The following is a 15,797-nucleotide window of genomic DNA, read 5'->3' on the forward strand; positions in this document are numbered from 1 at the left end:
AAAGCTGCAATCTCAAGCGATCGAGACTTCGGCAACTTTAAGAGCGATCGACCAACGTATCGAAGCCATCACTCAGAAAGTGGCAGAGGCGAAGAAAAATAATCAGGCGACCGTTAAGTTGGGAGTCTTCGAGCCGTTGGTACAGAGCTTTCTCAAGGTCGATGAGATTCCGGCAGCCGCAGGACAACCCGCGAGGAAACGAGGCTTTTTAGACAAACTATTGGGTGTGCTGTCAGTCAGTGGGATCAATGATGTTCTGTCTCTAATTGGAGTGCCGTTATTTCGGAATGCCACCGGGGGAGATGCGGCCGCTCAGAGTCGATCGATTGCGATCGGGGATCTTCAGGTCAAATTGGCAGAGATCGAAAACAAGCGGGGCGACCTGGCGGCCAAGATTCGGGAGCAGGTGATCCTCACCGTTTTAGAGTTTGATGTCACTCGCCGTGACTTTCAGATCAGTCAGGAAATCACGAAGCGCAGTGTGACTAAAATGAAGCTGATCGAGGTGGGCTACAGGTTTGGGGAGTCCGACACTGAAAGCTATCTCAATCAGCTCAATGCACTGGATGCGAAGAAGGCAGAGACGTTTCGACAGTGGGCGAGGATGCGATCGCAGATAGCGCGGATCAAGCTGTTGGTTCTAGGGGCGGGTGAGGAGTAAGGTCAAACTAAGGATTTCGTGGAGAAGGAATCGGCTCTTGCGGTTGAAGAGGTCATTTACTTATCTCTGTAGGAAGTCCGAAAATATACGGAAGAGTTCGGGCTATCCAGCTTGAGCAGCATATTGTGTAGAAGGATTCTACCGAAACATTGAATTTTGGGTGTTCTGCCGAACTGTTCTGCCTATCCACCCAAATTGGGATCTTACAATAGTCCGGACAGTTTTTTGAACGACTCCAAAAGGCTTTCAGGAAGTACAGTTCCAGCATTGAGCTATTTTTCAAAGTTGGCTCTATTCCTGACTTTGAAAATAAGATCCTGTCCCACGAGCGAATCAGGGTTTGAACCTGAAAATCTGCTCAAAATTTGTCCGAAGTATTGATCTTAGGCGGAATGTTTCAATCTATTAATAGTTATGCCTCTTAGGTTATCGGTGGGGACATTATTTGCAGGCTGTCGGTGAACATTAAAATCTGAGTCCAGTCATGTGATGATTGTCGAGAGTCACGCACAATGATCTACGAGTAATAAAGAACTTGGTGGTGTTGCAAAGATTGACTGTTGCCAATTAATCTAGTCGTTGCACCTGAACAATAACGAAAAATCTCTTTAGTACTATGCACTCAAAAACCCACCTACCACTTGAAGTAATTCGCAACGATGAAGCAAAGGCACTTGAACCAGCAGATGTCATTGCTGTGCATGAGCTTCTGAATCGAGTATTTCTTGCAGAGGATAGTCGAGACGCTGATGCTCTTCGTCAATGCGTGACTGTAGATTTGTCTCATCATCATTCGCTTTATGGCTCACTGCATGGTCGCGAAGCCTTTGTAAATTGGGTCTTGTCTAATCCACAGTTTTTCGATGGGCTGCGACATCAAGCGGTAAATGTAGTTACATCTTTAGAAGATTTCGATAGCATACGAGCAGTGAGCTATATCAATGTTTTTCAGCTTTTTTCAGAAGATGAGGCTCTAATTTCGGTTTTGCCTAGACTTATTGCTCATGGTGTGGTGCGGGACAAAATTGTGAAAGAGAATGGTAAGTGGCGAGTTGCTGAGCGAATCTACGACCAACTTGCTGTACTCGGAAGCCTAATACCAGATACAACTCTTAGAGCAAAAGCGAGTGAGCATCTGTCTCTATAGCGAGGCATAACAACCGTGTTGGAGCGGATTTACTTAGGTTCTTCGTGCATTGCAAAGTTTTTTGAAAACCGCTCAACACGAACGTTATCGTATTTCTGGCTGTCGCAAGAACTTACAACTGAGAAGGTTAAGAGGGTTAACTCCTCCAAAAGACTGTGAAACCAGTTTGACCAGGTGATCCGTCCCAATTCCTCCATTCCAAGAACGAATCAAGCACGATCGCACCCTCACCCAAGTAAACCGTAACGGGAACAAACCTTGGGCATGAATACGATCGTAATGACTCCAATCAAGCGACTCGTTCTAGGGGCTGGTGAAGAGTGAAAATAGCCTCCCAATACAGGAGGCATTAACAGACTGCTCTAACGTGAGTTGGCTCCAGCTTCTCTAAGTCTTTCAAGGTGATGTTCGTTAGACAAAGGAGCCGCTAATTTTGAAACCTTCTCCATCAGACCAGGGATAAAACGATTTCCCCACACAGCAAGCTGACTTTGCCAGCCCACTAAAATCTCTGGTGAGTCCTTTTGCAGTCCCATCACAAGGGATTGAGCTACTTTTTGCGGAGTCATCGGCACCACCCATCGGAACCACTGAAAGTTCTTCACCATATCTGTATCGGTGAGAGAGGGCAAAAGGGCAATCACCCGGATATTGTGGTCTGATAGCTCACTTCGCAGGGCTTGAGTAAACCCCAGAATGGCAAACTTAGTGGCTGAATAAGTGGCCATCGTCGGAGCGGCAATTTTCCCCATCAAGCTTGAGACATTGACGATCGTTCCTTGTCGCTGCACGGACATGCGTCTCGCAATCAACCGAGTCATGGTGTACATGCCCATTAGATTAATTGCCATCTCTTCTTGAATGTGAGGCAGTTGAGATTGTAAGAAGGGGACTTGATGAGCAACCCCGGCACAGTTGACCAGGAGATGAACTGGCCCATAATCTCGCCACGTTTGAGCGACCTTGATGTTTACTTCAACGGGTTGGGTCAAGTCTAATGCCAGAGGAACCGCTTCGGCACCCAGAGCCGTGATTTCGGTGGCGACTTCCATCAAGCGTGAATGAGTCCTGGCGACTAAGATGATTCGTTGTGCGCCCTGTTTGGCGAACTCTAGCGCGATCTCTCGTCCGATGCCACGAGAAGCTCCCGTAATGAGAACGGTCTTTCCCTGAATATTCATGTTAAAGCCTCCGATGCTGAGGTGTTCGAGTGTTCTCAGCCTTTGCTGAACGGATTGAGGGTGCAAAAAAGCTGAGGAAAGTCTTTGGGGGGACTGAATTGGCGCAACGATCGCTCAATCGACCTATCTATGCCTGCTGCTTTCCAGTCCCACGGCACATTTCAAGGATTCAGGGGATGGGGTTAGAGTCAAAGATGTAAAGCATGAGACACAACTCCTAGCTGCAAGAATTAACCCGTAATCATTCGACCTGCATACCCTAGCAAAGGGATCAAGCCACTGCAACACTTATTAATAAAAAGGCTGGATTGTGATATTTCGCTATAAGACTCTCAGAAATTTTCGGGTTTTAGGGCAAGCGATCGATCCTTACCTTGCATCACAGTCATCGGTTCCTTCTAGGTTTGTGAAGGTCGCCCCAACTTCCTGAAAGATGAGAAAACCTCGAAACTGGAAGGCTATGTGAGCGAAGCTGAGATCGATCGCAGATGGCACAAGTTCTAGGGGGAAGTGAGAAATGATCAACAGCCTGGGATTTCTGCCAAATAGGGTGCCTGAACCACTGTTTCTATCCAGGGGCGCACCGGATCAGTGAGGATGATCACCGCTCGACGACCGATCTCATCCGATGTAAATGGTTCAGGAAAGTCAACATTCTCGAATTGGGCTACTCCATTTCCGTTAGCCGTTGCATCAATGGGGTCACCATTCCAATCGTCAAAACCTAAAGTGTAAGTGGCTCCAGAGCGCAAATCTGGCACGGTCAGCGTACTATCCCGGCAAATTGTGACTAGAGGCGGCACATAGTAGCCATACCCGATCGTCGCAGGCGTTGAGGTATTCGTGCCGTCGCTGGCTGAAATTTGGAGCGTTGATTAAACTCAGCGAGGCTGTCACTGGCCCCGCTGGTCTTCAAAACCGTGCTTGAGGTAGGGTAGGCGACCAACGAGTTACCAGTGCTGGCACTTTTCCAATCGCCCCCCTCCAAACGACGCATGACCGTTTCCGTATCACGTCGCTTTCCAGTATTGTTAGCCCTCTGGATTTATCTGTAGAATTGCCTTTTGTTGTGCCCCACAGGATGCAAGGCTCAAATAGCATAAATTCTTTATTTATTGCATGATGAGGACAGGATTCTGTCAATTTTTAAAAAAATGCCAAAGAGTAAGACATGCGTATCTTTAGCAAGTAAACTCCCTGCATACAAATTTTTCGCATAAATAAAATAAACGCATAAATAAAATAAACATGGATCGTGGATTAAATAACTCCGAAATTTCACCCTCACCCTAGCCCTCTCCCCAAGGAGAGGGAACCAGACTCTAGACCCCTTCTCCCAAAGGAGAAGGTTTGGCGAGGGCTTCGCCCCACTTCGTGAGGAGGGCGATCCGAGACTCTACAATTGTTGAAGTTATTTAATTCTCATTCCATTGGCTTGATGTAGGCGAGTACTTTCCGAAAGGGTATTTAGGATGATTCGCGGGCTATCAAAGCACGGAGTTGTATTATTAGCTACTTTGGGGATTTTGACAGACGAATCTTTATCTATTTCACAACCAGCTCTAGCGCGACCAGATCGATGTAGTGTGCAGCAAATCGAGAATAATATCGAAAGTCTGCGCGCCGATCCTTCTCTTGTAGAGGCCTTGGCTACCTGCGGCTCAGATGCCCTTCCAATTCTTCTGCGTTATCTTGATCAATCATTTACCGAGGACTCGGCGGATGGCGAGTATCAGCGACTCCTCATTATTACTACCTTAGGACAGATGGGTTTCCGTGCTTCTTCATCAGCAAGAGATTTAGCAAAGCTGATGGGATATGAGTGGATAACGTCAGAAGACCTAGATAAAGCCATTTTTTATACTTTATGGCAAATTAATGGCGATCCAACTCGCACCTTGTTCGAGATCCTTTCGGATACCGGAGAGGATAGATTGGCACGAGGTTCTGCCCTCTCTAACTTGCAGCGTTTTGCTCGTGATAAATCAAATCTCATTCCAGGTGGCATTAACCCAACCTCTTTAGAAAGAAAACTTAACGGTGCAATCTTAGCGATCGCTGAGAACTCCGATGACGACACAGATTTTCGTATTCAAGCGTTTGAATCTTTAGAGACAAACAAACTTAGACCTGATGTATTGAAAGAGATACAGAACTCTATAGCCAGCGCTTTACTGAAAGTTATTCAAGATTAAACCAAGAAACCAGAAGAGCGTTTAGATGCAGTTTCTAAACTAGGGGAGTTGTATCACAACAAGGCAATTCCTCACGCTCAGATAATTGCTCCAGTTCTAACTCAAATTGTGTGCTAAATCCGAAAGCGATACCCGATGCCCCGCACCGTTTCAATACATTCCTCGCCTAGCTTTTTGCGTAAGTGTCCCACATAGACATTCACAATATTGGTGCCAGGATCATAGTCATAGCCCCAAATCCGATCGAGTAGCTGTTCACGAGTCAGAACTTGTCCTGGATGGCGAAGAAAGACTTCTGCTAACAAAAATTCTCGTGCTGAGAGATCGACCGCTCGATCGCTGACCCACGCTTGTCGCGTCAAAAGGTTCAGCATCATCGTTCCAATTTTGAGAATTCCTTCTTCCTTAATGCGTGGAACTTGACGATTGCGTAGCTGAACGCGCACCCGCGCCAGCAATTCTTCAAACCGAAACGGCTTGGTAACATAGTCATCCGCTCCACCATTCAACCCCGCTAAAGTATCGTCTAGTCCATCACGAGCGGTTAGCACGATGATCGGTAATGTCTCACCCTGTCCTCGGATGGTGGCTAAGACCTCCAGTCCATCCAGATCGGGTAATCCCAAATCTAGAATGAAGAGATAAAAATCGCCGCTTTGAGCAATTTGGGTTGCCTGTTTTCCTGTATGGACGATCGTTAAGTTAAACCCGTGTGCCTGAAGTCCGGTTTCCAAAAAGGCGCAGATGCGAAGATTGTCCTCGGCGATTAGTATCCTGCTCATCGGTATCTAGGGAGTGAAGAGGAATCACAACAATAAGTCCAACTTTTCCAACTGTTATGGAGTCGTTTCCACCTTGACATACTGCGTCCCTTGCAGTCTCCACACTTCTTGCCACTGATATTCTAGATGGTCAATATCTTGACGGTGAACAATGAAAGAATCAATGCCCCCTTGAAATTCAACTCTTGCGTTCCAAAGGGTTTGCCACTTCTCGTAAGTTGAAATCCAGGCAACTCTCCAAGTCTCACTCTCTCGCTCTAATAACTCACTTCTTGAGCCATACGTGTCCCTCTTACACCGTCTGCTTACGGTGGTGATGTTTATTTTGCTCTTAACCAGAGTTCGCTTGTTCTACTGACCTTTGGAAGGGCATGTTGTAGCTTTCACCACTGGGATTTCTGAATGAGGTTATCCTAAAACAAGAGTTTTCGCCCTCGAATCTACTAGGTATGTCAAAGCTGATTTTCGATTGGAAACGATTTTGGTGTCCCCGAACCGCACAAATTAGTCTCAGCGATCGCGGCGGCTATCTGGTCGATCCAGATTCAGAGTACGGAAAAAAATACTTTAATCCTGACCTTGTTAGTTTTGAGGCGATCGCTGACATCCCATGCCTCGTTTTACTGGGAGAGCCAGGTATTGGCAAATCCCAAGAGATGAAAAACCTGATAAAGCATACACAAGGAAAACTCAATCTATCTCATTCGCCCTTAGAACTTAATCTTCGTTCATGTAGCAGTTTGGCAATCGATCTGATTCCAGATCAAGATTTTATCGACTGGATTAATGGAGAACATCGCCTTTATTTATTTTTGGACAGTTTAGATGAAGGGTTACTGGACACCCAAAATCTAGCAACACAATTGGTTGATGAATTTAGGAAGAGGAAATACCGCGATAAGCTCAATCGTCTTTACCTGCGTATTGTTTGTCGAACTGCTGTTTTTCCCCAGGTTTTAGAGGAAGGGCTGAAAGAACTATGGAAAGACGGTTTGGCGATCTATGAACTAGCCCCACTTCGATATGCAGATGTAGAAACTGCTGCTACGATCGAGGGGATCGAACCTCAAAGTTTCTTATCAGAAGTCTGGGACAAAAAACTTGTTCCTTTGGCTATCAAGCCAGTCACACTGAGATTTCTCCTTAACATTTATAAGCACCAAGATGGTCACTTCTCTTCAGACCAAACCTTGTGCAGTCTGTATTTAAAGGGTTGTAGGTTATTAGGCGAAGAGGTTAATCCAAGTCGCCAGGGAAGAACTATTAGGAATGGTTTGGAGTCAGACCAGCGGCTGATTGTGGCGGCTCGAATTGCAGCGGTCACAGTTTTTGCGAATCGATTTGCAGTCTGGACTGGTATTGATCAAGGAGAAGTGCCAGCAGAAGATGTACTAATCCGACAGATAATTTTGGGAAATGAAGTTTCTAACCACAAAGAAGTTGAGGTAACTGAAGCAGCGATTCGAGAAGTGCTAGATAGCGGACTATTTTCGTCTCGTGGCTCAAATCGAATGGGGTGGGCACATCAAACTTATGCTGAGTTTCTGGCAGCGTGGTACTTGGAGCAACATAAACTGCCTCTAACTCAAGTAAAGCAACTAATCTTTTCAGCCGAAGATCCTGAGCATAAACTGATTCCACAGCTTCATGAGACTGCTGCGTGGCTAGCCAGCATGAGGGGCGATGTCCTTGAAGAAATCATTAAGTCTGATCCAGACGTTCTGTTACGAAGTGATGTACCTACTGATGCAGATGTTAGATCATCAATTGTTAATAACCTATTGGCACAATATGAGCAGGAAAGGCTGTTTGATAGAAGCAAAGATAACTATCACCAATATTCAAAATTGAGTCATCCTGGGTTGCCTGCTCAACTGCACCCCTATATCTGTAACTCTGGCAAACAGATTGATGCACGAAGTCTATCGATTGACATTGCTGAAGTCTGCGAAGTATCTGAGCTTCAGGAAGAACTAGTGAATCTTGCTCTTGATTCATCACAATCAATTTACTTGAGAGTGAGTGCAGCGAGATCTATTTGTTCTGTTGGTGATGTAGACACAAGATTAAAGCTGATGCCTCTAGCTATTGGACAATTTCCAGAGGATGAAGATGATCAGCTTAAAGGTTATGCGTTGCGAGCGCTCTGGTCAGATCACTTAACAGCAGAGAAATTATTAAATGCTCTTACCTCACCTAAAAAGAAAAATTTCTTTGGTTCGTACCATAGGTTTATTGATAGTGAGCTAGCGTCAAAACTTCAGCCAGATGATTTAGTAGTTGCCCTCAGCTGGCTTGAAAAGCAAAGTGTTCGATGCTTCGGACATCCCTTTGAGCATTTAGGAAATGCTATTCTTGTTGAGGCTTGGAAGCATCTTGAAGATCAACCTTTATCCAAAATTTTCGCGAAAATTGCATTTGTTCAGTGGGAACAGCATGAAAGACTGATAACCGCAGACCTAGAGCAACAGCAGAAATTCGAGTTGGCTCTTCTAAATGAAGATAGTAAGAGACGAAAACTCTTGAAAGAAATATTGAATCTAGTCACTGATTCTGATAATGATCTCTCTTTTTTACTAGGTTCTTCCACAGAGCAAATGCTTTTTGAGAAAGATACTTTTTGGATGCTAAATGAACTATCCAATTCTCCACATGAGAAGGAACAGAAAAAATGGTCATGCTTAATCAGATGGACATTTAATCAAAAAAATGCTCAAGTAGTTGATTTAATTATCAAAGCTGCGTGTGAAAATAAAATCTTGCGGAAAGAATTTGATTTTTATCTTGGAGAGATAGAGTATTTAGAGTATCAGAAGTGGAATAATCGTGAGCGAAAAAAACGATCACTAGAACCCTCTCCTAGAGAAAGAGTTGCTCTGTTTTTAGGACAGTTGGAAAATGGTGATCTATTGGTTTGGTGGCTGCTGAATAGGGAAATGACTCTCAAGCCTGACAGTGAATACTACGGTGATGATTCCGAATTAGATCTTACTAAACTACCTGGATGGCAAGAAGCTGAGGAAGCTACTCAAAAGAGAATTATCGAGATTGCAAAAAAGTATGTTCAGCAACAAAATGACATAGCTTACGAATGGATAGGGACAAACTCCTATAATCGACCAGCAATAGCAGGTTGCAGGGCTTTGCAGTTACTTTTGAAAGAAAGCCCAGATTTCTTAGCTACTCTCTTACCTGAAATATGGAAAAAATGGGCACCTATCATTATTGCTGCTCCCAATACTAATCAAAATGATGATTCCTATCTGGAAATAGTCAAATATGCCTATCTCAAAGCTCCCCAAGAGTCTATCAATACACTGATAAAGTTAATTGATAAAGAGAATCAAACATATGGATGCATATTTGCAATCACGCGCTTTGATAAGTGCTGGGATCAACGACTAAAATTAACTTTACTAGAAAAGGCTAAAGATTCTTCACTGAAACCCAAATGTATTGAGCAGTTACTTGAAAAGCTTCTAGAACAAGGGTTAGCTGAGGCTAGAGATTTCACAAAGTCCTTAATTTCTTTGCCGTTGCCATTAGAGGAGAATGAGCGTGAAAAAGCTCTGGGTGCCTCTAGAGTACTGGTCAAAGATTCAGATCCATCTAGTTGGTTATTTATTTGGTCGCTAATTCAGCAAGACTTATCATTTGGGCGCATAGTCCTCGAATCAGATGCCTACCGTTACTCAGATGGCATTCAGTCGAATTTGACTGAGACGCAATTAGCTGACCTATATCTTTGGCTGGTTCATCAATATCCTTATGGCGAAGATTCAGACTACAGCAATGATATAGGTGCCCACGATGTAACAGTTAGAGACTGTATGGCTAGGCTAAGAGATATTACTTTATCACAACTAAAAGAAAGAGGAACTCTTCAGGCGTGTGATGAAATTCAACGTCTTATTCAAAAACTACCCAGCCTGGTATGGCTCAAAAAAACGTTTCTCAATGCTCAGAAGAACATGCGGCGTAGAACTTGGAAACCACCCACACCAGAAGAGGTTTTTCAGCTAGTCCTAGCCCAAGAACCTTCTAATTCAGATTTATCCAATAAGCTTGACACAATAGATCGGAGAACACAGAAAATGAAAGATGACCCTAAGATTGATAAAAGTATTCATATTTCAAAATCAAAAAATATTAGAGGAATTAATACGGGAGATAATAATCGTCCTGATGACAAAACAGGGTTTGACTGGAAATTTTGGCTTTCGATAACTGTAGCTGTCATTGTTGCACTAATCTCCGTAGCTGCTAGTGGAGTATTCAACGACGAAATCAAGAATTTGTTGTTTAACCGTAATCCATCCCCTCCTCAAGTTGAGCAAAAACTAAAGAAACAGACTAACTAAAGATCAATGCAAGAGTTTATATTATGCAAATCACGATCGACCTTCCTCAAGACCTCGAACAAGACTTGATCCGTCAAGCGGCTCAATCCAACGTTCCACTTCAAACCCTGATTATTCAGGCTTTACGCCAGCTAACCCAACCCACGCCTACGATCGTTTCCCAGTGGCCAGATGCCGTCTTATCCTACAGTGGCTCACCTGACTTCCCTGCTTTTGAGTCTTACCGGGATGAACTCCTCCCTCCCTGTGAGCCGGAGTTATTCTGATGCGATACTTACTCGATACCTGCGTCATCAGCGATTTCATCAAAGGCGAACCCGGCACTCAAACCCGACTCAAGCGAACACCGCCTGCCGATAGTGCGGTTTCAGTCATTACTGTCATGGAATTACGTTACGGCTTGCTAAATAATCCTCAACGCGCTCAGAAAATTGAACCGACAATCGCCAGTTTTCTTGCCTCTGTAACGGTTCTCCCCTTCAACACAGCAGAAGCTGAACAGGCGGCTCAAGTTCGTGCCGTTCTCAAAACTCAGGGACAGCCGATCGGCGCTTACGATGTGTTAATTGCTGCAACTGCTCTACAATATAATCTCCTCATGGTCACTGCGAACCAGCGAGAATTTGATCGAATCCCTGGGCTACAGACCGAGAACTGGCGGCAGTTATAGGAGTCTAGATTGAGCAAGCCACAAACTAATTGAGTCTTCTTGCTGCATACCTTTTAAATCTCTCGCTCCACCATTCAACCCAGCTAAGATATCGTCTAGTCCATCACGAGCGGTTAGCACGATGATCGGTAATGTCTCACCCTGTCCTCGGATGGTGGCTAAGACCTCCAGTCCATCCAGATCGGGTAATCCCAAATCTAGAATGAAGAGATAAAAATCGCCGCTTTGAGCAATTTGGGTTGCCTGTTTTCCTGTATGGACGATCGTTAAGTTAAACCCGTGTGCCTGAAGTCCGGTTTCCAAAAAGGCGCAGATGCGAAGATTGTCCTCGGCGATTAGTATCCTGCTCATCGGTATCTAGAGAGTGAAGAGGCATCACAAGCATAAAAGTAGAGCCTTGACCCGGATAGCTTTCTAGCTCGACCCAGCCTTGGTGAGCGCGGATAATTGCGCTGACGATCGCGAGTCCCAACCCATGTCCTTCAACCGTGACATCTTGTTTAGTTGCTCGTGCAAATCGCTCAAAAATACGAGTTTGGTTTTCGGGAGCAATGCCTTCACCCGTGTCGCGAACCCATAGATAGGCATATTTTCCCTTGATTGACGAACCCAGGGTGATTGTATCGCCTGCTTGAGTATGACGGATGGCATTTTGAATCAAGTTCATCATGGCTTGGGTGAGGCGCTGACGATCGACCGTGATCGGACTCAACCCTTTGGCTTCTAGCCGCCAATTGCGAACGGCAAGCGATCGAGCTTTGAGGTAGATTTCTTCGGTCATCCAGTCTAATTCTTCAGCTCTGGGATGGAGAAAATCGGGATGATCTGCTTTGGCGAGAATCAGGAGATCGTTCACCAGTCGAGACATGCGATCGAGTTCGTCCATCAGTAGTGTGATGGTTGTTTCTTGCTGATCAGGCGAATACTTCAGCATTTCTAAATGCCCTTGGATCACGGTAATAGGAGTCCGCAATTCGTGACTGGCATCTTTGAGAAATTCTTTTTGGCTGTCGAAGGCAAGTTGCAAGCGATCGAGCATTTCATTAAAGGTATCACCTAGTTCGGCAATCTCGTTGCGCCCGTGGATTGAGATGCGTTGGGTCATGTCAGATTCTGTGATCGATTGGGCGGTGGTAGTTAGAAGTTTGAGGGGTGCTAAAATCTTTCCGGTCATAATCCATGCCAAAGTAAGACAGAGCGCTAACGTGATCAGCGCAACCTGAGTAACGAGTGCGATCGCGCGATCAATCGCCTGAAATCCCGCAGAGGCATCGTGAATCGCGACGATGTAAGCCGTTTCGTCACCGAGTGTGATGGGTTCTACCGCGTAGTTGATTTTCTGATTTGAAGTCGATAGGCTGCCGTAGGAGGATAAACCATCTTGCTTCCAAGTTTGGATGATTTCACGCGGTATAAAATTTTTGGGTAAGGGCGAACTGGTTTTATAAATCTGATCCCCAATAAGCATCACAATGTACTCATTGCGAGTTGGCGCATAATTTGAAAGCAAGCGATCGAACAAAGCAGGCAGTGTCTTTGCAGATTGCTCACCTTCGAGCCGATTTCTTTCAACCATTAGCTCAAATTGCTCAACCCGTTGGCTGAGTGCTTCTTCTGAACGAGTTTGAAGACTGTGACAGAAGATTTGGCGCGTGGCTTGTAGCAAAATCAGTGCGGTTCCGACGGTCAGAAGAGAATACCAGACTAACAATCTGAGGCGAACTCCAGCGATGACTCGGTACCATGCAGGAAACGTTGGCATGAGGCTTGTGTTGCAGTTTGTTGGTGTGATCTTATCAATCATGTGGTTAGTTGGGAGAACACATTTCGAGGGGAGTCCATAAGTTACAGCCTATGCCGTCTTCCTCAAGGATCTTAAGAAATGATTGAATCTGCGACAATTTGCACGAACCACTTTTTGTTGCTCGATCGTATGCAGCACCACAAATGCCAGAAATGTATAAGACAACCAAAAATGTAGACTCCGCCCGACTTCTACCAGTGCGTTGTCTTCTGGGAAGAAATCTGGTAAGACTAATCCAAAAAGCTTGACGTTTCTGGCTCTAAAAGAATTAGAGAAAAAATATCCACTGATCGGAACACCCCACATAAAGACATACAAGCTTGTGTGAAGTACTACAGTCTTAAACCAGGCAACCGTAAATTTTGGCGATCGCTTCGCATACTTTCTCCACGATACTTGTAGCAACAAGAAAATTCGCCAAGTTAGAAACGCCATCGACAACACCCCCATCGATTTATGGAAGTCATAGAATGCACCTCGGAATGAGACTGATCGATCCAGTTGTGACATAAACGTTCCTGTAACGAATAGAATCAAATACAGCGCAGCCATCCACCAATGAACGGACATTAAGCGTTTGAATGCAGAGTTCATCCTGGGTTTGATCGATTGAATAAGTTCCATTGAGACCTCTCGAAGAATTAGCGTGAGCTGGTTTGCTGAGTAGTCGGTTTGGCAGATTGCAGCGTAGATTTGCGCTGAGTGATGTCGCGCAAAAGCCCCATCAGTGCTGGAACGACTGTTGGAGTCAGAATTGTAGAAAATGCTAATCCACCTGTGAGGACAATTCCTAAACCTTGATAGAGTTCAGATCCCTGTCCCGGAAGGACTGCCAGCGGCAACATTCCCAGGACACTCGTTCCTGATGACATAAAGATGGCTCTAAGACGATCTTTTGTCGCGTTGTACAGAGAGGCATCGTAGTCTTCTCCCTCTTGCTGGAGTTGCAAAGCCCGATCGACCAGCAAAATGGAGTTATTGACAACAACGCCTGTCAAAATCAAAAATCCCAACGCAGTAATCATGTCTAACGGAACATTCAATCGAAAAACCTGGTTAGCAATCACTAAGCTCAACAAGGCACCACTCATTCCCATCGGAACCGTTGCCATAATCACCAATGGATAGAGAAACGAACGATACAACGCAACTAGCAACAAGTAAGTGACCAAGATGGATAATACAAATGCCGATGCTAACTGAGTAATCGTCTGCGCCAATAAATCAGCAGACCCTGCTAACTCGACTCGATAGCCTGCTGGCAGACTCGATCGCAGCGGAATTAAAATTTCTTGCTCTACGCGATCGACAATCTCACCCAGGGGAGCATCCGCCGCTAGAGAAGCCGTCAGAGTAATCGATCGCTCCAAATCGACATGGTTAATCACATCGGCTCCGGTAGTTTCTTGTACTTCGGCAACATCAGAAAGTTGCACCTGTCGTCCACCTCGCCCGAATATCGGAAGTTGTCGCAATTGCTCAGGCGTTTGGACGGACGTATTTTGCAACTCCACCGAAATATCCAACTCCTCTTTTCCATCCAGAAACTCAGATGCCAGGCGACCGCCGAGCGCAGCTTCGACCAAGCTACCGAGTTCGGCTTCTGACAGTCCTGTTTCTGCCAAACGTTCGCGATTTGGGATGACCTGTAACTCACCTGCTCCCATGACAAAATTTGATCGAATATTTCTAACGCCACTCATGGCCCGAATCTTGCCTGAAATCTCTCGATCGATATTACTAAGTTGGTCTAGATCAGCCCCGATGATATCAATTTCAAACTCCTTCCCTGGGTCACGGAAAATAGAAAACCGCGTGGGAACGAGAAACCGATAGCCTGCAAAATTTTGGCTGGCTCGCCGCATTCGCTCAATCATGTCAGCAAGTCCCTGAGTGGTCGCAAACTGGGGCTTGAGAATTGCAGTGACGGCTCGAACGCCTGGTCGATCGACGTATAAGACGCGCTCGATTTCTGGCTGCGATCGCAGAAAGTCTTGCACCGGACGTGACTGCTCGATCGCTTCAGGAATGCTAGTCCCTGGTAGTGGCTCTGCTCGCCAAACAACTAAGTTACGATTTCCTTCTGGCAAATAGTCCATCGCAGGCAACAGAAAAATACTCGTGATCAACAACCCAACTGGAATCGAAAGCATCAACAATCGACGACCGACTCGTCTACGCCCGATCGACCAACTGACTGTCGATGCCACAAAAGATTCCAGCTTGCCTTGAAGATGTCGAAAGATGGCAGACGTGAGAAAAACTGCCTGTTCGATGCGGCCGAAAATGCTTCTTCGCGGATTAGGTGAAGCCGATTGATTACTTAACACTCGTCTTGCTTCAGTCTCGTTGAGAAAAAGTCCTGACAACATCGGAACGAGTGTGAAGGCGATAAACAATGAAAATAGAGTTGAACAGGACAACACGATCGCCATGTCTGCAAAAAGCTGACCCGCTTCACCCGTAACCAGGATCAGCGGAACAAAGACCACCACGTTACTGAGGGTCGATCCTAGCATTGCGCTCCAGACTTCTTGCGTTCCATCGATCGCGGCTCTCATCGCAGGTTTACCCTGCTGCATGTGAGTAAAAATGTTTTCGAGAATGACGATCGCATTATCAACCACCATGCCAATGGCAAACGCAAGCCCTGCCAAACTAATGATATTCAGCGTGCGCCGTAGCAATGACATCACAACGAAGACCATGATGGAGGCAACCGGAAGCGTTAACATAATTACAGCAACCGTCCGAATTGATCCTAGAAATAAAATCAATACAATGGTTGCGAGAACGGCACCGCTGATGATGCTTTCTACCACAAATCCAACAGATTGATTGATGTACTGGCTTTCATCGTAGTGATAGGCAAATTGAATGCCTTCTTTGCGTTGGTCAAACTCGGTTTGCAGTTGCGAGATCGTGTCTCGAACGCCTTTCGCGGGATTGTAAAATAAATTGTGTCAAAGGTCAGAAGTTGAGATCTAATGAACTAC

14 protein-coding genes are annotated in these 15,797 nt (G+C 45.4%); 6 read left to right on the forward strand and 8 right to left on the reverse strand.

All coding sequences use genetic code 11. The annotated features are described in order from the left end of the window. Positions 1-661: hypothetical protein (locus ACKFKH_RS32235; RefSeq protein WP_446862478.1), on the forward strand; the 661-nt coding region annotated here is incomplete at its 5' end. 616 nt (positions 662-1,277) lie between these two features. After that, positions 1,278-1,808, forward strand: coding sequence for a nuclear transport factor 2 family protein (locus tag ACKFKH_RS32240; protein ID WP_446862479.1), 531 nt, complete (start codon positions 1,278-1,280; stop codon positions 1,806-1,808). 362 nt (positions 1,809-2,170) lie between these two features. Here ACKFKH_RS32240 and ACKFKH_RS32245 read toward each other — a convergent pair whose 3' ends face one another. The 3 genes from ACKFKH_RS32245 to ACKFKH_RS32255 form a co-directional block, all read right to left on the reverse strand. Then, positions 2,171-2,989, reverse strand: coding sequence for an SDR family NAD(P)-dependent oxidoreductase (locus tag ACKFKH_RS32245; protein WP_446862480.1), 819 nt, complete (start codon positions 2,987-2,989; stop codon positions 2,171-2,173). A 521-nt stretch (positions 2,990-3,510) separates the two neighbouring features. Further along, the gene (locus ACKFKH_RS32250) at positions 3,511-3,792 is read right to left on the reverse strand and encodes a hypothetical protein (protein WP_446862481.1); all 282 of its coding nucleotides are present in this window, start codon (positions 3,790-3,792) and stop codon (positions 3,511-3,513) included. After that, positions 3,780-3,986 carry a hypothetical protein gene (locus tag ACKFKH_RS32255; RefSeq protein WP_446862482.1) on the reverse strand — a complete coding sequence of 69 codons (207 nt, stop codon included), beginning with the start codon at positions 3,984-3,986 and terminating at the stop codon, positions 3,780-3,782. The genes ACKFKH_RS32250 and ACKFKH_RS32255 overlap by 13 nt, the downstream gene beginning before the upstream one ends. A gap of 475 nt (positions 3,987-4,461) precedes the next feature. Here ACKFKH_RS32255 and ACKFKH_RS32260 point away from each other — a divergent pair, with 475 nt between their 5' ends. Further along, positions 4,462-5,184 (forward strand): hypothetical protein, encoded by a 723-nt coding sequence (locus ACKFKH_RS32260; protein ID WP_446862483.1) that lies wholly within the window; start codon positions 4,462-4,464, stop codon positions 5,182-5,184. Positions 5,185-5,297: 113 nt separating this feature from the next. Here the strand turns inward: ACKFKH_RS32260 and ACKFKH_RS32265 are convergent, their stop codons facing one another. Beyond that, entirely contained in the window at positions 5,298-5,966 is a 669-nt protein-coding gene (locus ACKFKH_RS32265) for a response regulator transcription factor (protein ID WP_446862484.1), read from the reverse strand. Between the two features lie 449 nt (positions 5,967-6,415). Between ACKFKH_RS32265 and ACKFKH_RS32270 the strand changes: the two genes are divergently transcribed. Genes ACKFKH_RS32270 through ACKFKH_RS32280 form a run of 3 tightly spaced genes read left to right on the forward strand, consistent with a single transcriptional unit; the run spans position 6,416 to position 10,997 of the window. Beyond that, positions 6,416-10,327, forward strand: coding sequence for an NACHT domain-containing protein (locus ACKFKH_RS32270; protein WP_446862486.1), 3,912 nt, complete (start codon positions 6,416-6,418; stop codon positions 10,325-10,327). A gap of 23 nt (positions 10,328-10,350) precedes the next feature. Then, positions 10,351-10,593: a hypothetical protein gene (locus ACKFKH_RS32275; protein ID WP_446862487.1), complete on the forward strand. Its 243-nt coding sequence runs from the start codon at positions 10,351-10,353 to the stop codon at positions 10,591-10,593. Then, a complete protein-coding gene (locus ACKFKH_RS32280) occupies positions 10,593-10,997 on the forward strand; it encodes a PIN domain-containing protein (RefSeq protein ID WP_446862488.1) in 405 nt (134 codons plus the stop codon). Before ACKFKH_RS32275 ends, ACKFKH_RS32280 begins: the two co-directional genes overlap by 1 nt. Here ACKFKH_RS32280 and ACKFKH_RS32285 read toward each other — a convergent pair. The 4 genes from ACKFKH_RS32285 to ACKFKH_RS32300 form a co-directional block, all read right to left on the reverse strand. Then, the gene (locus ACKFKH_RS32285) at positions 10,992-11,300 is read right to left on the reverse strand and encodes a response regulator (protein WP_446862489.1); all 309 of its coding nucleotides are present in this window, start codon (positions 11,298-11,300) and stop codon (positions 10,992-10,994) included. The genes ACKFKH_RS32280 and ACKFKH_RS32285 overlap by 6 nt on opposite strands. Continuing rightward, on the reverse strand, positions 11,269-12,759 hold the full coding sequence (locus ACKFKH_RS32290) for an ATP-binding protein (protein ID WP_446862490.1): 1,491 nt from the start codon (positions 12,757-12,759) through the stop codon (positions 11,269-11,271). The genes ACKFKH_RS32285 and ACKFKH_RS32290 overlap by 32 nt, the downstream gene beginning before the upstream one ends. A 90-nt stretch (positions 12,760-12,849) precedes the next feature. Next, positions 12,850-13,395, reverse strand: a complete 546-nt coding sequence (locus ACKFKH_RS32295; protein ID WP_446862491.1) for a cytochrome b — start codon at positions 13,393-13,395, stop codon at positions 12,850-12,852. Between the two features lie 47 nt (positions 13,396-13,442). Then, positions 13,443-15,722: an efflux RND transporter permease subunit gene (locus tag ACKFKH_RS32300; RefSeq protein WP_446862492.1), complete on the reverse strand. Its 2,280-nt coding sequence runs from the start codon at positions 15,720-15,722 to the stop codon at positions 13,443-13,445. Positions 15,723-15,797 lie beyond the last annotated feature (75 nt).

It is taken from the genome of Phormidesmis sp. 146-20, assembly GCF_052939475.1.